Genomic DNA, 20,828 nt, shown 5'->3' on the forward strand with positions numbered 1-20,828 from the left:
CCGGACACCAGAAGAAGAGGGGGACGCCCATGTTGGACCGTCGCGACTTCATCAAGGCACAGGCGGTGGCCGCCGCCGCCGCTGCCGGGGGCCTCAGCCTGCCGGCCGCCGCGCAAAGCTCCCTGGTGGCGGGGGAGGACGCCACGCTGAAATGGTCGAAGGCGCCCTGCCGCTTCTGCGGCACCGGCTGCGGCGTGATGGTCGCGACCAAGGACAACCGCGTCGTCGCCACCCACGGCGACATGCAGGCCGAGGTGAACCGCGGGCTGAACTGCGTGAAGGGCTATTTCCTGTCCAAGATCCTCTATGGGCAGGACCGGCTGACCCAGCCGCTGCTGCGGATGCGCGACGGGCGATACCATAAGGAGGGCGAGTTCCAGCCGGTGTCCTGGGACCGCGCCTTCGACGAGATGGCGAGCCAGTGGAAGCGGGTCATCAAGGAGAAGGGGCCGGACGCCGTCGGCATGTTCGGCTCCGGCCAATGGACGATCTGGGAGGGCTATGCCGCGTCCAAGCTGATGCGCGGCGGCTTCCGCACCAACAACCTCGACCCGAATGCCCGCCACTGCATGGCGTCGGCCGCCGTCGCCTTCATCCGCACCTTCGGCATGGACGAGCCGATGGGCTGCTACGACGATTTCGAGAATGCCGACGCCTTCGTCCTGTGGGGTTCCAACATGGCGGAGATGCATCCCATCCTGTGGACCCGCATCACCGACCGCCGGCTGGCGCACAGCCATGTGAAGGTGGCGGTGCTGTCGACCTTCGAGCATCGCAGCTTCGAGCTGGCCGACATCCCGATGATCTTCGCGCCGGGCACCGATCTGGCGATCCTGAACTACATCGCCAACCACATCGTCCAGACCGGCCGGGTGAACCGGGAGTTCGTCGAGAAGCACTGCAACTTCCGGCTCGGCCAGACCGACATCGGCTATGGGCTGCGGCCGGAAAGCGTGCTGGAGGTGCGGGCGGCCAACGCCAAGGACCCGACCGATTCCAAGCCCATCGATTTCGACGCCTTCGCCAAATTCGTCAGCACCTACACGCTGGACTACACGGCGGAGCTGACCGGCGTGCCGAAGGAGCGGCTGACGGCACTGGCCGAGCTGTACGCCGATCCGAAGGTGAAGGTGATGTCGCTGTGGACCATGGGGTTCAACCAGCATGTCCGCGGCGTCTGGGCCAACCACATGGCCTACAACATCCACCTGCTGACCGGAAAAATCTCCGAGCCGGGCAACGGTCCCTTCTCGCTGACCGGGCAGCCGTCGGCCTGCGGCACGGCGCGCGAGGTCGGCACCTTCGCCCACCGGCTCCCCGCCGACATGCAGGTGACCAACCCGACCCACCGCGCCCACACCGAGGAGGCGTGGAAGCTGCCCAAGGATCTGCTGCCGGCCAAGATCGGCTATCACGCTGTCCAGCAGGACCGCATGCTGAAGGACGGCAAGCTCAACGCCTACTGGATCATGGTGAACAACAACCTCCAGGCGGCGCCCAACAGCGGCAACGAGACCTATCCCGGTTACCGCAACCCTGACAATTTCATCGTGGTGTCGGACGCCTACCCCACCGTCACCGCGTCCGCCGCCGACCTGATCCTGCCGGCGGCGATGTGGGTGGAGAAGGAGGGCGCCTACGGCAATGCCGAACGCCGCACCCATTTCTGGCACCAGCTGGTCACCGCACCGGGGGAGGCGCGGTCGGATCTGTGGCAGCTGATGGAGTTCTCCAAGCGCTTCACCACCGACGAGGTGTGGCCGGCGGCGGTGCTGGACGCCAACCCGTCCTACCGCGGCAAGACGCTGTTCGACGTGCTGTACCGCAACGGGACGGTGGACCGCTTCCCGGTGTCGGAGATCGATCCTGATTATGCCAACGACGAATCGCGCGCTTTCGGCTTCTACGTCCAGAAGGGGCTGTTCGAGGAATATGCCGATTTCGGCCGTGGGCACGGCCACGATCTGGCGCCCTTCGACAGGTACCATCAGGTGCGCGGCCTGCGCTGGCCGGTGGTGGACGGCAAGGAGACGCGCTGGCGCTACCGCGAGGGCCATGACCCGTTCGTGAAGACGGGCGAAGGGGTGCGCTTCTACGGCAACCCGGACGGCAAGGCGAATGTCTTCGCCTTCCCCTACGAGGCGCCGGCCGAGGTGCCCGACCAGGAGTTCGATCTGTGGCTGGTCACCGGCCGGGTGCTGGAGCATTGGCACAGCGGGTCGATGACGATGCGGGTGCCGGAGCTGTACAGGGCGATGCCGATGGCGATGGTCTTCATGCACCCCGACGACGCCAAGGCGCGCGGCCTGCGCCGCGGATCGGAGGTGAAGGTGGTCTCCCGCCGCGGCGAGATGATCACGCGGGTGGAGACGCGCGGGCGCAACAAGCCGCCGCGCGGGGTGGTGTTCGTGCCGTGGTTCGACTCCGCCCGGCTGATCAACAAATGCACGCTGGACGCCACCGACCCGATCAGCAAGCAGACCGATTTCAAGAAATGCGCCGCCAAGATCGTGGCCGTGTGAGGGAGGAGTTGAGCTATGCGTCCCCATCACCTCGCCGCGCTGGCGGCCCTGCCCTTCCTTGTGCCGGCCATGCTGTCGGCTGAAGGCGCGCCACCGTTGCGGCTGGACTCGCCCTTCCGCCCGCCGCTGAATTTCGTGGAGCAGAACCCTGCCCCGCCGATCCCGCCGGACGTCACCGATGACCGCCGCGTCGCCCGCAACTATCCCGAACAGCCGCCGGTCATCCCGCACAATGTCCGCGACTATCAGATCACGCTGAACAACAACCAATGCCTGACCTGCCACAGCCGCCGCTTCACCGAGGCGGTGCAGGCGCCGATGGTCAGCATCACCCATTACGTTGACCGCGAGGGCCAGACGCTGGGCGCCGTGTCGCCGCGGCGGTATTTCTGCATGCAGTGCCATGTGCCGCAGACCACGGCGCAGCCCATCGTGCCGAACAGCTTCAAGGATCTGGATACCTTGGTCAGCCGGCCGTCGGACAGGGGGGACCGTCGATGAAGGCGCGCATCCCGGTATCGCTGAAGACGGCGTGGCAGACCATCTCCCACCCCAGCCGAACCTTCAGCCTGGGCTTCCTGACGCTGGGCGGCTTCATCGCCGGGGTGATGTTCTGGGGCGGCTTCAACACGGCCCTTGAGGCGACCAACCGGGAGGCCTTCTGCATCGGCTGCCACGAGATGGCGGCGAACCCCTATGAGGAGATGAAGCAGACCATCCACTTCACCAACCGGTCGGGCGTGCGGGCGACCTGCCCCGACTGCCATGTGCCGCACCAGTGGACCGACAAGATCGCCCGCAAGATGCAGGCGTCGAAGGAGGTCTGGGGCAAGATCTTCGGCACCATCGACACCCGCGACAAGTTCGTCGCGAAACGCCGCGAACTGGCCGAGCATGAATGGGCGCGGCTGAAGGCCAACAACTCGCTGGAATGCCGCAACTGCCACAGCGCGGACTCGATGGACATCACCAAGCAGGGGGCGCGGGCGGCGCGCATCCACGAACAGTATCTGTTCACCGGCGAGCGCACCTGCATCGACTGCCACAAGGGCATCGCCCACCGCCTGCCCGACATGCATGGCGTCCCGCCGGGCTGGAGCGAGGTGTCCGACACCCCGCAGAAGCCCATCGGGCATTGGCTGGCGACTGCGGGCGGAGAGGGGCGGTGACTGTGGGGATCCCCTCTCCCCCCGGGGAGAGGGTTAGGGTGAGGGGGATGCGCGGGGAGGATCTCCAAGGATCGCGCACTTCCGCTCTCCGGCTGGATCCACCCTGTGGTTCCCCCTCACCCCGACCCTCTCCCCGGGGGGAGAGGGAGGTTAAGTGTGAGAGGTCGTGATCCCGGTCGGAATCCGACCACTGCGAGACGGGTGGTCGGATTCCGACCGGTCTTACTGTCCGGCCGCGGCCAGGATCGCGTCGATGGCGCTGCGCATGTCGGCCAGCGCCTGCCGGTCGGTGTCGGACAGCGACTGCGGCTTGGCCTGGAGTTCCCGCAGCACATCACGGGCCTGGAACACCGGCTTGGCCGTCCGGGCGGGCAGGGCGCTGGAGGCGATGCCGACAGGGGCGCTGACCGGCTCGCGCCTTGACGGAGCGGCGGCGGGTGCCGCCGGGGAGGAGGGCAGGGGACCCATCTCGGCGCGCTTCAGCTTTTCCCAGGCGCGGAGCTGCTCGTCCCGGTCGTCGATGGCGGCGAGCGCCTCCAGCTTCGCCTTGGTCGGGCGCAGCAGGGGATAGTCCTCGCGGATCGCCGGGGCCAGACGCTGGAAGGACAGCATCATGGTGACGTAGGTCTTCTTGCGGCCCAGCGCCTCGGCAAGCTGGCGGTGGGAGTAGCCGTGCCGCTCGGCCAGCCGGGCCAGCGCATCCGATTCCTCCAGCGGGTTCAGGTCGCTGCGCTGGAGGTTCTCGACGATGGCGATCTCCTCGTCGTCGTCGCCGGTGAACAGGATGCCGAAGATGGTCTCCCGTCCCAGCATCCGCATCGCCCGCAGCCGCCGCTCGCCATAGACCAGCTGCCACTTATCGTCGGCGGTCTGGCGCACGCCGATGGGCTGTTGCAGCCCGTGACGCTCGATGGAGGAGGCTAGGCCGCGCAGCTCATCCTCGTCGAACTCGCGGCGCGGCTGGTTCGGGTTGGGGGCGATGCGGTCGACCGGCACCTCCACCAGATGCGGCGCATGGCGGCTGAGGCCGAACAGCGCGTCCTTCATCCTGGCGGCTGCGGTGGCGCTCTGCGCCGGCTTGGTTGCCTTGCCGAGAAGACTACGCGACACGGTCGACCTCCTTGATGCGGGCGGTGCGTTCCTCGGCCAGGGCGGACGCGACATCGCGGTAGACGGCGGCGCCGGCCACGTCCGGCATCGCTTCCACCGCCGCACGGCCGACCGAGGTCGCCTGGGCATAGACCGACGCCTTCGGCACCGGATCGAAAACCCGCAGATGCGGGCCGTATTCCTCGTGGATCTGTTCCAGAACCTCGCGGTCGTTGCGTTCGCGCTGCTTGAAGATGGTCGGCACGATGCCGAGCACCGACAGGCCGGTGTTCATCCGGCGGCGGATCTTGGTGACGTTTTCCAAGAGGAAGGCCATGCCGAGCAGGCTGAACTTCTCGGTCTGGCAGGGAATGACCGCGGTGTGGGCGGCGACCATGGCGTTCTTGGTCAGCTCGCCGATGTTGGGGGGCGTGTCGATGACGATGAAGTCGAAGCTGCGCTTCGCCGCGGCGATCTTCTCCTTCATGATGAAGTCGCCGCCGGCTTCCTTGCCCAGCTCCACCTCGGTCTCGGCGAGACGGATGGAGGAAGGGGCGACGCGCAGGCCGCTTTCCGGCACGGTGACCAGGATGTCGTCCAGCTCCAGATCGCCATGCATGACGTAGTAGAGGGTCTTGCCCTCCGTCTCCATGGTGTAGGAGTCGATGCCGAGATGCTGGGTGGCGTTGGCCTGCGGATCGCAGTCGATCAGCATGGTGGCGTAGCCCTTGATCGCCAGAGCCGAGGCGATGTTCACCGCCGACACCGTTTTGGCGCAGCCGCCCTTCTGGTTCGCCACGACGACGACCAACGCCGGGCCGCCCAGCCTTTCCGGCTCCGGCCCGTTGATTTCGCGCGTCATCAGCGCATCGACCGCCGCCGGGATGCGCTCCGCGTCATTTTCCCAGCGGCTGATCTTCTGCTTGTCGTAGCGGCGTTGCAGCCGTTCGTTCAGCCAGACGGCGAACTCGGACTGCGACAGTCCTTTCGCTTCCCGATGGGTCCGCAACTCGTCGCCCTTCACCGTCCCCTCCCCAGCATGAACCGGGCCGGAGGGTAGGGGTAGACGCTACAATGGTCAAGGAAACGCATGCCATATGGCCGCGCATCGCCCAGCCCACATCCGTCTGGATGGAACCATAAAGCCTTACGGCAGCACCCATAAGCCGCACTCGCTGGACGCATGAAACGGTTCGCCGAAGGAACGCCTCGAAAAGCCGTAGCGTCGCAACCGGCACTGAACCGCTCCGGGTTTCGCGGAGGCCCCGTTTCCTGAGAGGCAGAGGTCGACATGACGAAGCAGGCAGCACCCAAATACGCCCGTAAAGTCCGCGCGCGTGGTTCAGTCTCGGCTGTCCCACATGGGGAGGCATGCATTCGGAGGAGTTGGAAGCGGTGTGCTGCAGGAAATTCGGTTTTCTGCATTACAGCAGAGATTTCAAAAGATATGAAGTGATCTTAGAGAAAAATACGTACATCGGTATGAATAAAATTTACGGCGCTTAAGTGAAATTTACCGCCATCACCATTTGTCGCCCTGAATATTATCAAATTACCCTTAAGGGGTAAACGGAGAAGACTGGACTCGGGCCAGCTTCCGCAACGGAAATTCATTCCTTTTCCGAAGGCCGATTACCGATTGACGTTGCTTTTCCCCGATATGGATCGCAAAGGATAATACTGCCATGACCGAGAAGGCCAACCGGCCGCAGCGCGACGGCGCGCAGCCCAACATCCTGCTGATCTCCGTCGATCAATACCGCTACCCGCGCTTCTCCTATGGCCCCAAGGGCGGGCTGGCGGAACCGCTGAAGCGGATCCTGGGCTTCCGGGGCGAGGCGGATGTGGGCGAGAACGAGTACGCCCGCTTCTTTCCCGGCCTGACCCGGCTGCGCAGGAACGCGGTGGCGCTGCACAACCACACCATCGCCTCCAGCGCCTGCACCCCCAGCCGTGCGGTGATGTTCACCGGCCAGTACGGCAACCGCACCGGCGTGACCCAGACCGACGGCATGTTCAAGGACGGCAACGCGGCGCGCTTCCCGTGGCTGGAGGCCGACGGCCATCCCACTATGGGCCATTGGATGCAGGCCATCGGCTATTCCTCGCATTATTTCGGCAAATGACATGTCAGCAACCCGGCCGGCCATTCGCTGACCCGTTACGGCTTCTCCGACTGGGAGCTGTCCTATCCCGAGCCCCATGGGGCGGCGATCAACAACCTGGGCCTCTACCGCGACGCCGGCTTCGCCGACAACGCCTGCCTGTTCCTGCGCCGCCGCGGGCTGGCGCTGCCCTACAATTACGGGGTTTCGGCGGACGAGGCGCGGCCCGGCCCCGGCACCGCGGCCACCGATGCGGCCGAACGCCCGTGGTTCGCGGTGGTGTCCTTCACCAACCCCCACGACATCACGACATACCCCACGGTGATTTCGCAGGCCCTGCCGCCGATCGATGGAAGCACGGCGAAGACCCAGCCGGTGTTCGGCCCGCTCGATGTGCCCCTCCAGGGGCAGTCGTCCTATCCGCCGACCGAAGGCACCATGGCGATGCCGCTCAACCCGCAGGGCTTCCCGCAGGATTGCGCTGGTCGGATTCCGACCTGGAACGAGGATCTGTCGACCAAGCCGTCCTGCCAGTTCGACGCCGCCTACAAGATCGGCCTCGCCTTGTCCGCCAAGGCGAGCCATGGCGCCGTCAGCGCCGCCGGGGACGTGGCCGGGTCCGCCGACTGGGAAGCCGCGGCGGCGCTGGCGCTGAAATTCACCATCCCGTTCCAGCTCTCCGAGGATCCGGAGGGCTACAGCATCCAGCTGCTGCAATTCTATGGCTGGCTGCATTCCCAGGTCGATCCGCAGATCAACCGCGTGCTCCAGGCGCTGGAGGATTCAGGCCAGGCCGACAACACCATCGTGATCTTCGTGGCGGACCATGGCGAGCTGGGGGCCGCCCACAACATGATGCTGGAGAAGTGGCACGTCGCCTATGAGGAGGCCGTGCATGTGCCGATGGTGGTGCGCTTCCCGGCCTCGATGGGCGGCGACGGGACCTCGCTGAGGCATGTGGATGCCGTGACCAGCCACGCCGACCTCGTGCCCACCGTGCTGGGCCTGACCGGCGTCGGCCGCAAGGCCCTGGACAAGGCGGCCGACGAGCTGGGCAAGCACCACACCATGGCGCCGCTGCCGGGCGTCGACCTGACCCCGGTGCTGAAGGCCCCCGGCACGCCGGTGACCTACCCCAACGGCCAGCCGCGCGAAGGCGTGCTGTTCATGACCGACGACAAGGTGACCCAGCCGGTCGAGGGCGGCCGGATCACCGAACCCGACTATTATGGCGCCTACGAGGTGTATTGCCGGACCGTCGAGGCGGTGCGTGCCGGCGACTTCAAGGTCAAGCCGGTGCCGGAGCTGTCCCCCGGCCCGGTGCGCCAGCCCAACCACATCCGCTGCGTGCGCACCGACGGCGCCAAGCTGGCCCGCTACTTCGACCCGGCGAACCCGCTTCTGCTGGAATGGGAGATGTACGACCTGAACCGGGACCCGAACGAGGAAACCAACCTCGTGCAGGTGACCGGGCAGGCCCCGACGGCGCGCACCGACCAGGACAATTTGCCCGGCTGGTACGACGCGGCGGCGGTCCAGGCCGAAGCCGACCGCCTCGCCGCCCTGCTGGCGGATGTGGAGCGGCGGGCCGGGCTGGACGTGCGGCAGTCCGTTCCGGCGTAACGGGGTGCGGGGGCCTTGCAAGACAAGGCCCCCGCCTTCTGCCGGGGTCGGGAGGAGCCGTCAGCGCTCGCGGTTCCGCCAGGACCGGGCGGCGGCCAGCACGGGCACCGACAGCGCCGCCCAGGACAGGGCGTCCATCAAGCCGTCGTCCAGCAATGCCGTGACCAGTCCGGCGGTGGTCACGAGTGCTATCGCGGCGGGAATGCCGAAGATCGCCGGCAGAGAAAGGGGGGCGCGCGGCTTCATTCCGCGGCCTCCCCGACGGCGCTGCGCAGGGCGGGAGCGGCGGTGCGGTCCTGCGCGGTGCGGCGGCGGGCGAACCAGAGATAGAGACCGCTGCCGAGGATGACGATGGTCAGCACGTCCAGCACCGCCCACAGGATCTTCATCGGCAGCCCGCCATAATCGCCGAAATGCAGCGGCTGCGACAGCCGCAGCGCCAGCATGTACCAGGGCATCGAGCGCATGTCGGTGAAGGCCCCCGTCTCGGCATCGATCAGGGCGGGGGTCAGGATGCGGTTGGTGGCCGGCGTGGCTCCCTTCAGCCAGACCGCGTAATGGTGGTTGCTGGAAAAGCGCACGCCGGGGAAGGCGATGAATTGCGGACGCATGCCGGGGGCGGCCGCCATCGCGGTGCGGACGGCGGCATCGACGGAGGCGAAGCGCTCCGGGACCGGCTTGCCGGCGTAGGGAGCGATCATCGCCGCCAGCTCGTTGGAGCGCCAATAGGCGACCAGCGGCACCGACAGGGTGTTGATGACGCCGGTCAGCCCGACCACCACCACCCACATCAGCGTGACGATGCCCAGCATGTTGTGCAGGTCGAGCCATTTCAGCCGCCTGCTGCGCCCGGCCCGCACGGTGCCGAAGGACAGCTTGCGCATGAAGGGGGCGTAGATCACCACCCCCGACACAGTGGCGACGAACAGCAGGAAGCCCATGAATCCCAGGAAAAGCTCGCCGGGCAGGCCGGCGAACATGTCCACATGCAGGCGCAGCATCACATGCATGAAGCCCTTGTCGTCGTTCAGGTCGGCCAGGATCCGCGTGCTGCGCAGGTCGATGGCGGAGATGTGCATCTGCGACACCGGCGGGCGGGCCCCCGGACCGGTGGTGACGTTCACCACCGGCCGGTCCTCGTCGAAGCTGAGGAACAGCGGGCGCTCGCCGGGGTAGGTCGCCAGCGCCGTGGCCACCGCCTCGTCCAGCGACTTCAGCGGCGTTTCGGCCGGCATCGGCGGCAGGGTGTGTTCCGCCGTCAGCGCCTCGATCTCGTCATGGAAGATCAGCGGCAGGCCGGTCAGGCACAGCAGCAGCATGAAGACTGTGCAGATCAGGCTGGTCCATTTGTGAATCAGCGTCCAGACCCGGATGGTTCGGTTGGTCATCGCAAGCACCTCATGCCCTCTTCAGGACTGCCGCCATTAGAACTGCCCCGGCCGGTCAGAAATCGACCGAGACCGACAGCTTGGCCGTCAGCGGGGCGCCCTGGCTCAGGTAGCCGCCGTAGGCCGACGCCCAATAGGCCTTGTCGGTCACGTTCTCCACCGCCGCGCGGATGGTGACCGGACGGTTCTGCACGTCGGCGATCATCCGCGCGCCGACGTCGAAGCGGGTCCAGCTCGGGATCTTCAGCGTGTTGGCGGTGTTGAGATACTGCGACCCGGTGTGGATCACGCGGCCGGTCAGCGTCACGGTGGGGAAGGAGGCGGGAAGGAAGGGCAGGTCCCATTCGACGTTGGCGTTGAACTGGTGGCGCGGCACGCCGACGGCGTCCTTGCCTTCGGTCGCGGCGTTGCCGGTGTCCGTCAGTTCCGGATCGATGACGGTGGCGCCGCCCAGCAGGCGCAGGCCCTGCACCGGCTCGCCATACAGCATCAGCTCGATGCCGCGGTTGCGCTGTTCGCCCGACACGCTGTAGAGGCGGGTGAAGGCGTCGGTGACGCCGCTGGGCTGGGTGGTCTGGAACAGCGACAGCGAGCCGCCGAAGCTGCCGAAATCGAGCTTGCCGCCGACCTCGTACTGGACCGAGCGGTAGGGCTCGAAGATCTCTCCGGCATTGGCCGCGGTGGACGGGGCGGTCGGCCCCTGCGCCAGCCCCTCGATCCGGTTGGCGTAGAGCGACAGTTCCTTCAGCGGCTTCACCACCAGCCCGACAACCGGGGTCAGCGCCGACTGGTCGTAATCGGAGGTGCGGGCGCCGTTGGCCCGGTTGTAGCCGCGGACCTGGATGTTCTGCTGGCGCAGGCCGGCGGTGAGCATCACCCGGTCGTCCAGGATCGACAGCGTGTCCGAGGCGTAGAGGCTGCGCAGCACCGACTCGCTGACCTTCGGCAGGTCGCCCGTCATGCCGCTGGCCGAGGTCGTGGCCGAGCGCGGCATCCCGACCATGCGGTAGAGGTTGATGGCGGTGGTGGTGCCGAATTCGAAGCCGTTGTTGTTGGTGGTCCGCAGCGCGGAGGCGCCGGCGTTCAGCTGGTGGCGGACCGGGCCGGTGTGCAGGTCGGCCCGGACGCCGGCCTGACCGGTGCTGGTGAAATCCTCGCGCGGGACGGTCAGGCGCCTGACCGTGCCGGTGCCGTCGGGACGGGTGACGGTGGGGGAGCCGTAGTCGCCGTCCTCGCGCATGCTGCGCAGGCCGAAGGCGCCGTAGGCGGTCAGGTTGGGCAGGATGTCGTATTCGGCACGGACCTGTCCGAAGGTGTCGCGCATCTGCGAATAGGTCCAGGGCTGCGCGTAGTTCTGCGAGGCCGACGGCACGGGCGGCACGAAGCTGCCGAAATAGACCACCGGGCGGCCCTGCTCCACCCGCTGGGTCTGGGTGCCGACGTCGAGCGTCACGCGGGCGCGCTCGCCGCGGTAGTCCAGCGCCAGGGAGCCGAGCTTCAGCGTCCGCTTCTCGTCGTCGACGGCGGTGTCGCCGCCGCGGACCGCGGCGTTGACGCGCACGCCGAACTGATTGGCGTCGCCGAAGCGGCGGCCGACATCGGCGGACAGGCCGAGCCGGCTGTCCATGGCATAGCTGGCGGTCAGGCGGGTCAGCGGCTCGTCCTCCGCCCGCTTGGGCACGAGGTTGACGCCGCCGCCGATGCCGGAGCCGCTGGGGGCCGCCCCGTTCAGGAAGGCGTTGGCGCCCTTCAGGACCTCCACCCGTTCGAACATGTTGGTGGCGACGATCTGGCGCGGCGCCGTGCCATAGAGGCCGTCGACCGACAGATCCTCGCCCGCCAGCTGGAAGCCGCGGATGACGAAACTCTCGGCGAAATTGCCGTAGCCGAGGCTGCTGCGCACCGCCGGGTCGTTGGCCAGCACGTCGGCAATCGTCTCCGCCTGCTGGTTGCGGATGGTCTCGGCGGTGTAGCCGGTGACGGAGAACGGAACGTCCATCGCGTCCTGGTTGCCGAGCGCGCCGATGCGCCCGCCGCGCGCCACCTGTCCGCCGGCAAAGGCCGGGGGCAGGGCGCCGGGACCGGTGGCGGTCCGGTTGCCTTCGATCTGCACCGGATCGAGCTGGACGGCGCCGCCGGCGGCCACCCGTTCGACCGTGACGGTTTCGGTGTTGAGGAAGCGGGCGACCAGCCCGGTGCCGGACAGCAGGCGGTTCAGCCCCTCGCGCGCGGTCATCGCCCCGCTGACGCCGGGGGAGGCGACGCCCTGGGTCACGGCGCCGGGGGTCAGCACCTGGATGCGGGTGGCGGCGGAGAAGGCGGCGAGCGCCCCGTCGACCGACTGCGGCGCGATGGCGAAGCTGACGGCGCCTGCCGAGGTGCCGGCCGGGCTGGTTTGAGCCATCGCCGCGGGAATGCCGGGCAGCAGGAGCCCCGGCGCGATCAGTACCGTCGTCGCCAGCAGCCGCCCGAGGAACAGCCGCTTTAGGAACGCACGGCCGGACGGACCGCCCTGGACGCTGCCCCGACATTCACCCTTCACGTCAAACTTTGCCCCAAACTTCGCCAATGCCATCGCTCGCCTCTGATATCCGGTGAGAGACCGCGCCGCGTTCTGCGACTGCGTCTCATTCTCTTCTTTTCCGGACATGACGATGGGACGGCGGAGATCCCTGGGAGGTTTTTTCAGGCCAGCAGCATTTTTCAGCGCAGCAGGGTCAGGTAGGGGGTGATGCGGGTGGCGTGGACGCCGAGGCCGCGCTCCAGCGCATCGAACACGGCATCCGGCCGGTCGAGCGCGAAGACGCCGGAGACCACGCGCTCCGCCGCCTCGTCGTTCAGCAGCACCACCCGGCCCGGCCATTGCCCGTTCAGCGCGGCGATGACCGAGGCCAGCGACTGCTGGCGGAAGACGATCTGCCCCTGGCGCCATGCGAAGGCGACGGCGGGATCGGCCGCCCGCGGTCCGTTCAGGCCGAGCGGACCGGCCTCCGCGCTTTCGCCCGCGTGCAGGCGGACGCTGTCGGGCCAGGGGGCGTGGCTGTCGGGGCCGGGATGGGCGGAAACTTCCACCAGCCCTTCGCCGACGGTGACGGTCGTGCGCCCGTCCTCGCGCCGGACACTGAACTGGGTGCCCAGCACGCGGGCGGCGCCGGCCCCGCCATCGACCACGAAGGGATGGTCGGGGTCGCGGGTGACGTGGAACCACGCCTCCCCGCGCAGGACGCGGACGCGCCGCTCGCCGTCCCGGAAATCGAGCACGAGTGCGGTGCCGCCGTTCATCTCGGTGGTGGAGCCGTCCGGCAGGGTCAAGGTCCGGCGCTGTCCGGCCGGGGTCACCTGATCGGCGACGGCATTCTGGTAGAGCGTCGGTCCGCGCCAGACGCCGAGCCCGCCGACAACCAGCAGGACCGCCACCGCCGCGGCGAAGCGCCGGACACCGGCCGCCGCCGGGCGGCGGGACGGCGCGCTGCGGGACCCGGCATAAGCGGCACGGTGGGCGGCACGGGCCGGTTCCTTCAGGTCGTGCAGCAGGGTTTGCAGGCCGGTCCAGGCATCGGCATGGGCCGGGCTGCGGGCCAGCCATTCGGCGAACGCGGCACGCTCCGCCGGGGTGTGGTCGTCGGATTGCAGGCGGAAGAACCACGCGTTGGCTTCGGAGAACAGCCGGTCCCCATCGGATCCGGTGCCGTCGGATCCATTGTCAGCCCGTTCCCTGCGCTGGTCGTCCCGATGATCCGTCACGTCTTGCCGCAAGCTCCTGTTTGCCTCGTGTAGTGGAAGACGACCCGCGGAGGCAGATCCCTCAAAGAAAATGACCGGTCGGGACGCGAACCCCGCCGGTCAGCGCAGCGGGCGCCGCCTCATGTGGGCGCGGCACTGTTCCAGCGCCGTGCGCAGATGGTACTCCACCGTGCGCGGCGAGATGCCCAGCCGCTCGCCGATGGCGCGGTAGGGCAGCCCTTCGACATGGTAGAGCAGGAACACCTCACGGGTTTTGGGGGGCAGGGCATCGATGGCGCCGCGCAGCCGGACCATGGTCTGGGTCCGCTCCACCAGCGCGTCGGCGGCGGGCCCTGCGGCCGGCAGATCATCGTCGGGCGGACCGGCCTCGCGCAGGCGCTGGCGCCGGGCGGCCCGGCAATGGTCCAGCGCGATGCGGTCGGCCACCACATAGAGCAGGCCCGCCGGATTCTGGACCGCCTCGCCGTCGGGCAGGCGGGCCAGCCGCAGGAAGGCGTCCTGCGCCAGATCGCCCGCCGTCTGCGGATCGCCGGTCCGCCGCGCGATGGCACGCTCCACCCGCAGCCGATGCGCATCGAACAGCTCCGCGATCTTGCGCGCCCAGGTGCCGACGGTGCCTGTCATCGGCCGTGCCGGGGCTGGAGGTCGGCGGGGAGGGGAGGGCGGAAAGTGTCGGTCACGGATGCGCGGGTTGCCGGGTGCAGGGGAGCCGGCAGTCCTGGGGCCATCGCCCGGAACGCCGGTCGCACCGGTATAGCCGCACCGAGCTTAGAATGCGAACCATTCTTATTATCGGACGCTGTCCCGCCTGTCCGGACCGGGCGTTGTCACGGGGCCGGTGGCGGAATGCCGCTGCCGGCTATGGAGATGGCTTGCCGTCGAGGCGGTCCAGGATCTCCTGCGCCTGGGCGAACAGGGAGTCGCGGGCGGCGCACAGCCGTTCGAGGGCCGTCTTCGACTGGGTGATCGTCCATCGCGCGTGGTAGATCTGCCGGTCGAGAGCATCGATGTCCCTCTCGATGAAGATCAGCCACTCGCGGTCGGTCTGTGTCTGGCGGTCGCTCATGATCGAGCCTCCCATGTTCCTCATCGGTCCGCCCATGGAGTTGACCTGTGGAGTTGACCTGTGGAGGCGCCCCGCTCCTAGAGTCTGTCTGATGCTTCAATAAGCATCAGACAGACTCTAAGCTTTTGGTTTTCCGTGTGATTCACGCTTCAAGCGATTCCGCTTGAACCGATCACACTCTAGGGGCCGGGGCGCCTCCCGGCGAAGTCCGTCCGCGTCAGTGGGACGGTCTGGCCAGATCGAAGCGGTCCGCGTTCATGATCTTGGTCCAGGCGGCGACGAAGTCCGTCGCGAACTTCTCGTGCGCGTCACGGCAGGCATAGACCTCCGCGACCGCACGGAGCTGCGAATGCGCCCCGAAGATCAGGTCGACGCGGGTCGCCGTCCATTTCGGCTGCCCCGTCCTGCGGTCCCGCCCTTCGTAGATGCCGTCCGCATCCGGCGGCTGCCACTCCGTGCCCATGTCGAGCAGGTTGACGAAGAAGTCGTTGGTCAGCGTCCCCGGCCGGTCGGTGAAGACGCCATGTCTGGCGCCGCCGGCATTGGCGCCGAGAACGCGCAGGCCTCCGACGAGAACCGTCATCTCCGGGCCGGTCAGCCGCAGCAATGCCGCCCGGTCCACCAGCGCCTCTTCCGGGATCATGAACTGCTGCCTGCTGCCGTTGACATAGTTGCGGAAGCCGTCGGCGCGCGGTTCGAGCGGGGCGAAGGACTCGACGTCGGTCTCTTCCTGCGAGGCGTCCGTGCGGCCGGGCGAGAACGGCACCTGGAGGGTCAGGCCGGCATCCTGGGCCGCCTTTTCGATGGCCGCACCGCCGGCAAGCACGATCAGGTCGGCGAGCGAGATTTTCCTGCCGCCGCCGGCCGCCGCGTTGAAGTCCGTCCGAATGGCTTCCAGCGTTTGCAGCACTGTCTGCAACTGCGCCGGCTCGTTGACCTCCCAATCCTTCTGCGGGGCGAGGCGGATGCGCGCACCGTTGGCGCCGCCGCGCTTGTCGGAGCCGCGGAAGGTGGATGCCGACGCCCAGGCGACCGAAACCAGCTGCGGGACCGAAAGGCCCGACGAGAGTATCCGGGTCTTGAGGGCGGCGACGTCGGCATCGTCCACCAGCGGATGATCGAGCGGCGGGACCGGGTCCTGCCAGATCAGCGTCTCCTTCGGGACGAGCGGGCCGAGATAGCGGACAACCGGCCCCATGTCGCGGTGGGTCAGCTTGAACCACGCGCGGGCGAAGGCGTCTGCGAACTGGTCCGGATTCTCGTAGAAGCGCCGCGAGATCTTTTCATAGGCCGGGTCGAAGCGCAGCGACAGGTCGGTCGTCAGCATGGTGGGCAGGCGCTTCGCGGAGTCCGCGGCCGGGCCGGGGATCGACGGCTCGGCGTCCTTCGCCTGCCATTGCCACGCACCGGCCGGGCTCTTGGTCAGCTCCCATTCGAATTTGAACAGGTTGTCGAAGAAGTGGTTGCTCCACCTCGTCGGGGTCTGGGACCAGATCACTTCCGGGCCGCCGGTGATGGCGTCGGCGCCGAACCCGGTGCCGTGCCTGCTCTTCCAGCCCACGCCCTGGTCCTCCAGCGCCCCGGCTTCCGGTTCCGGGCCGAGGAAGGACGGATCGCCCGCGCCATGCGTCTTGCCGAAGGTGTGGCCGCCGGCGATCAGCGCGACGGTCTCCTCGTCGTTCATCGCCATGCGGCGGAAGGTCTCGCGGATGTCGCGGGCTGCCGCCACCGGGTCGGGATTGCCGTTCGGCCCCTCTGGATTGACGTAGATGAGGCCCATCTGCACCGCGCCCAGCGGATCGGCGAGCTGGCGTTCGCCGCTGTAGCGCTCGTCGCCGAGCCAGCTGCCCTCCGGACCCCAGAAAAGCTCCTCCGGCTCCCAGGCGTCGACGCGGCCGCCGGCAAAGCCGAAGGTCTTGAAGCCCATCGATTCCAGGGCGACGTTGCCGGCCAGAACCATCAGGTCGGCCCAGGACAGCTTGCGGCCGTATTTCTGCTTGACCGGCCACAGGAGGCGGCGCGCCTTGTCGAGGTTGGCGTTGTCCGGCCAGGAATTGAGCGGCGCGAACCGTTGCTGGCCGGTGCCGGCGCCGCCGCGGCCGTCGGTGATGCGGTAGGTGCCGGCGCTGTGCCATGCCATGCGGATCATCAGGCCGCCGTAATGACCGAAGTCGGCAGGCCACCAGTCCTGCGAGTCCGTCATCACGGCATGCAGATCCTTGATGACCGCGTCGAGGTCGAGCGACTGGAATTCCCTGGCGTAATCGAAATCCTTGCCCATCGGATCGGACAGGGCCGAATTCCGGTGCAGCATTTCGAGATCGAGCGCGTTCGGCCACCAGTCGCGGTTCCTGCGGCCCCGGCCTCCGCCGCCACCACCGCCTGCGCTTCCCCCGCCTCCCCCGCTGAACGGGCACTTGCCTGCGCTCTCGTCGGTCTTCGCGTCCATCGGTTCCTCCTGCTTCGCTTGCGGATTCGCGTGGCGGCACTGAATGCTCTGTGGATAAAACTGTATGGTTAACGCACGATCAGGTAAAATGGTCTTTGGTGATTGCTGCGATAAGGCAAGCTTATGATTCCCGGGTCCGTCACCCTCCGGCAGCTTCGCTATTTCGATGCGCTGGCGCAGCACGCCCATTTCGGACGCGCGGCGGCGGCCTGCGCCGTTTCGCAGCCCGCCCTGTCGATGCAGATCAAGGAGCTGGAGGAGGCGCTGGGGGCGGCACTGGTCGAGCGGGGCGGCAGGAACATCCGCCTGACTGCCTTCGGGCAGGAGGCCTCCCTGCGCGTCCGCGACATCCTGCGTTCGGTCGACCAGCTGGGGGAGCTTGCCCAGCTCTCGCGCAACCGGATCAGCGGCCGGCTGCGCATCGGCATGATCCCCACCATCGCCCCCTATCTGCTGCCGGCCGTGATCGGCGCGATCACGCGGGAGCACCCGCAGGTCGAGATCGAGGTGCGCGAGGCGATGACCTCGAAACTGATCGAGGAGCTTGCGGAGGGCCGGCTCGACACCGCAATCGTCGCCCTGCCGGTGTTCGAGCCGTCGCTGACCGAGGCGGCGCTGTTCACCGAGGATTTCCTGCTGGTCCGCCCGGCCGACGATGCGGGGAAGCCGGTGCCCACCGGGGAAATGCTGCGGGAGATGCGGCTGCTGCTGCTCGAGGAAGGGCACTGCTTCCGCAATCAGGCCCTGTCCTTCTGCAACATGCCGTCCTCCACGCCGCGGAAGGCGCTGGAGGCGAACTCCTTCTCCACGCTGGTCCAGATGGTCAGGGCCGGCTTGGGGGTGACGCTGATCCCGGAGATGGCCGTGGGGGTGGAGACCGGTTCGGGTGCGGTCTCCGTCGTCCGTTTCACGGATCCCCAGCCCTCCCGGACCGTCGGCATGGTCTGGCGCCGGACAAGTCCGCTGGCCGGCCAGTTCCTGAAACTGACGGAACTGCTCGGCCGGCCGGCGGAGTCATGATCGGGCTTCGGTCCGGCTTCGGCGGGGCGGCGAAACCATGCGGAGAATTGCGGGTCCGCCCGCCGCTTACCAGGTCGCCCGCAGGGACAGCATCGCGTTGCGCGGCTCGCCGTAATAGCCGTAGCTCTGGATGCTGGTCATGTATTTCTTGTCGAACAGGTTGTTGACGTTCAGCGTGGCCGAAACCTTCTCGGTGATCCGGTAGCGGGTCATCAGGTCCACCACCGCGTAGCTGCTCTGCTCGGCGCGCCGGCTGCCGGTGCCGTTGTAGATGTCGCCCTGCCATTTCACATTGCCGCCGACGGTCAGGCGGTCCCAGGAGCCCGGCAGCCGGTAGGTGGTGAACATCTTCAGCGTGTCGCGCGGCACATAGGTCAGCAGTCGCTGGCCGCTGGCATCCTTCACGGTGGTGTGGGCGAAGCCGCCGCCGACCTGCCAGCCGGGCAGCATCTCGCCGGACAGCTCCAGCTCGAAGCCCTTGCTCTTGGCGCCCTTGGCCGCCTTGTAGGCCTGCCCGCCGTCGGGGGTGAAGCGGCCGCTGTCGGCGACGGCCAGATTGTCCTGCTGGATCAGGAACACGGCGGCGCTGGCATTCAGGCGGCCGCCGAAGAACTCGGCCTTCACCCCGGCCTCATAGGCGTCGCCGTCGATCGGGTCGAGGCTCTTGCCGGCGACGTCCTTGTAGTCCTGCGGCTTGAAGATGCTGGTGTAGCTGCCGTAGACCGACCAGATGTCGGTCACGTCGAAGACGATGCCGGCGTAGGGGGTGAGCACGCCGTTCTCCGACCGCTTGTCCGCGGTGCCGGCGGCATCGTTCGGGTGGCTCTCCTCGCTCTGCTCCCAGCGGCTGATGCGGCTGCCGAGGATGACGGACAGCGCGTCGGTCGGCCGCAGGCGGGTGGCGAGATAGGCCGCCATCTGCCGCTCGTTGGTCTGCGACCAGCCTGTCGGGTTCAGCGTCGGCTGGGCGATGCGGCCGTTCCAGCTGTAGTAGTTGGAAATCGAGGTGTCGTAGCCGTCGATGTACCAGAGCGGATAGTCGAGCCCGCTGCGCTTGGCGTAATAGCCGCCGACGCCGGCCATCAGATCGTGGGTTCGCCCGAACAGCTCGTAGGGGCCGGTCACGTCGGCGTTGATGGAGGTCTGTTGCAGGGTCGAATTCCAGCGGCCGGGCCAGATCCCCATGCCGGTGCCGTCGCGGTCGAGGGTGCCGCGCACGCCGTAGCCGAGCAGGCCGTCATATTCGCGCGTGCTGTGCTCGACATTCAGCGTCGCCGTCCAGCCATTGCCGAAGCGGTGCTTCACGTCGCTGAAGACGGTCAGGTTGTCGTGCGTGAAATAGGCCCAGTCGGCGCCGCTGTTGAAGGAGCGCGAAAAGTCCGTCCTGCCGCCGTCGGCGAAGAACAGCGGAAAGCCGGCGCGCGAGGCGTCGTCCGACCTGTGCTTCTGGTATTCGATCCCGGCGGTCCACAGCGTGTCGTCGCTGACGTCGGCCTCCAGAACGCCGTAGAGCACCTTCTTGCGTTCGTGCAGCCGGTCGATGAAGCTGTCGCCGTCCTGATAGGCGCCGACGACGCGGCCGCGCAGGCGGCCGTTCTCGACCAGCGGGCCGGACAGGTCCGCTTCGCCGCGGTAGCGGTTCCAGGAACCGCCCTGTCCCTGGACATAGCCCTGGACGGTGGGGGTCGGACGCTTGCGGACCAGATTGACCGCAGCGGAGGGATCGCCGACGCCGTTCAGCAGGCCGGCCGCCCCGCGCACCACCTCGACACGGTCGAACAGCGCCATGTCGGAGATGCTGTCGCCGAAGCCGTACACCGTTGAGCGCGGGATGCCGTCAACCTGATAGTTGCTGACGGCGAAGCCGCGGGCATAGATCTCGGAGCCGTCGCTGCCGAGTGCGGCGGACTGCTGCCGCGACACGCCGACGGTCTGGTTGAGAACGTCGCGGATCTCGTTCAGCCCCTGGTCGTCCATGCGCTGACGGGTCATGACGCTGACCGACTGCGGTGTCTCGCGCAGGGTCAGGTCGAGCTTGGTGGCGCTGGTCGACGGGCCGGTGGCGGTGTAGGAGCCGCTGCCCTCGCTGCGGCCGCGGTCGCTGGAGGCGACGCCCTGCACCGTCATCGTATCGAGCATCGTCGCGCCGTCGCTGCCGCTGACCGGCTTTTCCAGCGTCACCGTGTCGGCATCGACGAAGCGCGCGGTCAGTCCGGTCCCCGTCAGCAGACGCACCAGCGCCTCGCGCGGGGCCATGGTTCCGGTCACGCCGGGGGAGGAGAGGCCCTGCGCGATGTCGGTCGGGTAGAGGACCTGAAGCCCGGCGGCCTGACCGTAGGCGGCCAGCACACCCGGCAGGGGGCCGCCGGCGATGGCGAAGGCGCGCGTGCCGGTCTGCTGCGCCACCTGCGGAACGGCCGCGGCGGTGGACGCCGCCTGTGCGCCATGCAGCGCGGTCGACGCCAGCAGCATCCCCATCAGGACCGGCTTCCAACCGATCCGGCCATTTGCCCGTCCCCCGGCCACCTGTCCCCCGACCGCCCGTCCTGTCGGGCGCGCCCCAGTACCAACCATCGCTACGACCCCCAAAAATGCGAATGAGTTGCATTTGCCATTCGGTGAGTCAGGACGCTGGCCGAAGGGCGGTCCCTCA

At 67.9% G+C, this 20,828-nt stretch carries 16 protein-coding genes; 6 read left to right on the forward strand and 10 right to left on the reverse strand.

Features of this window, described 5'->3' with window-relative positions; translation table 11 throughout:
* The first annotated feature begins 29 nt into the window (after window positions 1-29).
* The 3 genes from napA to ABNQ38_RS03270 are packed head-to-tail and all read left to right on the forward strand — an operon-like array spanning window position 30 to window position 3,691.
* On the forward strand, window positions 30-2,522 hold the full coding sequence (gene napA / locus ABNQ38_RS03260) for a periplasmic nitrate reductase subunit alpha (RefSeq protein WP_377805676.1): 2,493 nt from the start codon (window positions 30-32) through the stop codon (window positions 2,520-2,522).
* Window positions 2,523-2,537: 15 nt separating this feature from the next.
* On the forward strand, window positions 2,538-3,023 hold the full coding sequence (locus ABNQ38_RS03265) for a nitrate reductase cytochrome c-type subunit (RefSeq protein WP_377805677.1): 486 nt from the start codon (window positions 2,538-2,540) through the stop codon (window positions 3,021-3,023).
* Window positions 3,020-3,691 carry a NapC/NirT family cytochrome c gene (locus ABNQ38_RS03270; protein ID WP_377805678.1) on the forward strand — a complete coding sequence of 224 codons (672 nt, stop codon included), beginning with the start codon at window positions 3,020-3,022 and terminating at the stop codon, window positions 3,689-3,691. The genes ABNQ38_RS03265 and ABNQ38_RS03270 overlap by 4 nt, the downstream gene beginning before the upstream one ends.
* Window positions 3,692-3,913: 222 nt before the next feature.
* Here the strand turns inward: ABNQ38_RS03270 and ABNQ38_RS03275 are convergent, their stop codons facing one another.
* Window positions 3,914-4,801 (reverse strand): ParB/RepB/Spo0J family partition protein, encoded by an 888-nt coding sequence (locus ABNQ38_RS03275; protein ID WP_377805679.1) that lies wholly within the window; start codon window positions 4,799-4,801, stop codon window positions 3,914-3,916.
* Complete coding sequence (locus ABNQ38_RS03280) at window positions 4,791-5,804, reverse strand: AAA family ATPase (RefSeq protein ID WP_109451103.1); 1,014 nt, start codon at window positions 5,802-5,804, stop codon at window positions 4,791-4,793. Before ABNQ38_RS03280 ends, ABNQ38_RS03275 begins: the two co-directional genes overlap by 11 nt.
* Before the next feature lie 661 nt (window positions 5,805-6,465).
* On the opposite strand from ABNQ38_RS03280, the gene ABNQ38_RS03285 reads away from it, so the two are divergent.
* Both ABNQ38_RS03285 and ABNQ38_RS03290 read left to right on the forward strand, forming a co-directional pair.
* On the forward strand, window positions 6,466-6,906 hold the full coding sequence (locus ABNQ38_RS03285) for a sulfatase-like hydrolase/transferase (RefSeq protein WP_377805680.1): 441 nt from the start codon (window positions 6,466-6,468) through the stop codon (window positions 6,904-6,906).
* Window positions 6,907-7,071: 165 nt separating this feature from the next.
* Window positions 7,072-8,508 (forward strand): sulfatase-like hydrolase/transferase, encoded by a 1,437-nt coding sequence (locus ABNQ38_RS03290; protein ID WP_377806215.1) that lies wholly within the window; start codon window positions 7,072-7,074, stop codon window positions 8,506-8,508.
* A gap of 60 nt (window positions 8,509-8,568) precedes the next feature.
* Here the strand turns inward: ABNQ38_RS03290 and ABNQ38_RS03295 are convergent, their stop codons facing one another.
* From ABNQ38_RS03295 to katG, 7 genes are all read right to left on the reverse strand, one after another.
* Window positions 8,569-8,754 (reverse strand): hypothetical protein, encoded by a 186-nt coding sequence (locus tag ABNQ38_RS03295; protein WP_377805681.1) that lies wholly within the window; start codon window positions 8,752-8,754, stop codon window positions 8,569-8,571.
* Window positions 8,751-9,896 (reverse strand): PepSY-associated TM helix domain-containing protein, encoded by a 1,146-nt coding sequence (locus ABNQ38_RS03300; protein WP_377805682.1) that lies wholly within the window; start codon window positions 9,894-9,896, stop codon window positions 8,751-8,753. Before ABNQ38_RS03300 ends, ABNQ38_RS03295 begins: the two co-directional genes overlap by 4 nt.
* A 55-nt stretch (window positions 9,897-9,951) precedes the next feature.
* Window positions 9,952-12,438: a TonB-dependent siderophore receptor gene (locus ABNQ38_RS03305; RefSeq protein ID WP_377805683.1), complete on the reverse strand. Its 2,487-nt coding sequence runs from the start codon at window positions 12,436-12,438 to the stop codon at window positions 9,952-9,954.
* 161 nt (window positions 12,439-12,599) lie between these two features.
* The gene (locus tag ABNQ38_RS03310; RefSeq protein WP_377805684.1) at window positions 12,600-13,640 is read right to left on the reverse strand and encodes a FecR family protein; all 1,041 of its coding nucleotides are present in this window, start codon (window positions 13,638-13,640) and stop codon (window positions 12,600-12,602) included.
* Between the two features lie 99 nt (window positions 13,641-13,739).
* Window positions 13,740-14,264 carry an RNA polymerase sigma factor gene (locus ABNQ38_RS03315; RefSeq protein ID WP_377805685.1) on the reverse strand — a complete coding sequence of 175 codons (525 nt, stop codon included), beginning with the start codon at window positions 14,262-14,264 and terminating at the stop codon, window positions 13,740-13,742.
* A 235-nt stretch (window positions 14,265-14,499) separates the two neighbouring features.
* A complete protein-coding gene (locus tag ABNQ38_RS03320; RefSeq protein ID WP_109490655.1) occupies window positions 14,500-14,706 on the reverse strand; it encodes a hypothetical protein in 207 nt (68 codons plus the stop codon).
* Between the two features lie 217 nt (window positions 14,707-14,923).
* Entirely contained in the window at window positions 14,924-17,155 is a 2,232-nt protein-coding gene (katG, locus tag ABNQ38_RS03325; protein WP_377805686.1) for a catalase/peroxidase HPI, read from the reverse strand.
* Window positions 17,156-17,278: 123 nt separating this feature from the next.
* Here katG and ABNQ38_RS03330 point away from each other — a divergent pair, with 123 nt between their 5' ends.
* Complete coding sequence (locus ABNQ38_RS03330) at window positions 17,279-18,175, forward strand: LysR substrate-binding domain-containing protein (RefSeq protein ID WP_377805688.1); 897 nt, start codon at window positions 17,279-17,281, stop codon at window positions 18,173-18,175.
* A 66-nt stretch (window positions 18,176-18,241) separates the two neighbouring features.
* Here the strand turns inward: ABNQ38_RS03330 and ABNQ38_RS03335 are convergent, their stop codons facing one another.
* Window positions 18,242-20,653, reverse strand: coding sequence for a TonB-dependent siderophore receptor (locus tag ABNQ38_RS03335; protein ID WP_377805689.1), 2,412 nt, complete (start codon window positions 20,651-20,653; stop codon window positions 18,242-18,244).
* Between the last annotated feature and the right edge of the window lie 175 nt (window positions 20,654-20,828).

It is taken from the genome of Azospirillum sp. A29, assembly GCF_042604625.1.
In the GTDB taxonomy this organism is placed as follows: Bacteria; Pseudomonadota; Alphaproteobacteria; order Azospirillales; family Azospirillaceae; genus Azospirillum; species Azospirillum palustre.

Bases quoted from the DNA above. Each gene is read 5' to 3' on its own strand.
- napA (WP_377805676.1), top strand. From the start codon at position 30: ATGTTGGACCGTCGCGACTTCATCAAGGCACAGGCGGTGGCCGCCGCC.
- ABNQ38_RS03265 (WP_377805677.1), top strand. From the start codon at position 2,538: ATGCGTCCCCATCACCTCGCCGCGCTGGCGGCCCTGCCCTTCCTTGTG.
- ABNQ38_RS03270 (WP_377805678.1), top strand. From the start codon at position 3,020: ATGAAGGCGCGCATCCCGGTATCGCTGAAGACGGCGTGGCAGACCATC.
- ABNQ38_RS03285 (WP_377805680.1), top strand. From the start codon at position 6,466: ATGACCGAGAAGGCCAACCGGCCGCAGCGCGACGGCGCGCAGCCCAAC.
- ABNQ38_RS03295 (WP_377805681.1), bottom strand. From the start codon at position 8,754: ATGAAGCCGCGCGCCCCCCTTTCTCTGCCGGCGATCTTCGGCATTCCC.
- ABNQ38_RS03300 (WP_377805682.1), bottom strand. From the start codon at position 9,896: ATGACCAACCGAACCATCCGGGTCTGGACGCTGATTCACAAATGGACC.
- ABNQ38_RS03315 (WP_377805685.1), bottom strand. From the start codon at position 14,264: ATGACAGGCACCGTCGGCACCTGGGCGCGCAAGATCGCGGAGCTGTTC.
- ABNQ38_RS03320 (WP_109490655.1), bottom strand. From the start codon at position 14,706: ATGAGCGACCGCCAGACACAGACCGACCGCGAGTGGCTGATCTTCATC.
- katG (WP_377805686.1), bottom strand. From the start codon at position 17,155: ATGGACGCGAAGACCGACGAGAGCGCAGGCAAGTGCCCGTTCAGCGGG.
- ABNQ38_RS03330 (WP_377805688.1), top strand. From the start codon at position 17,279: ATGATTCCCGGGTCCGTCACCCTCCGGCAGCTTCGCTATTTCGATGCG.
- ABNQ38_RS03335 (WP_377805689.1), bottom strand. From the start codon at position 20,653: ATGGGGATGCTGCTGGCGTCGACCGCGCTGCATGGCGCACAGGCGGCG.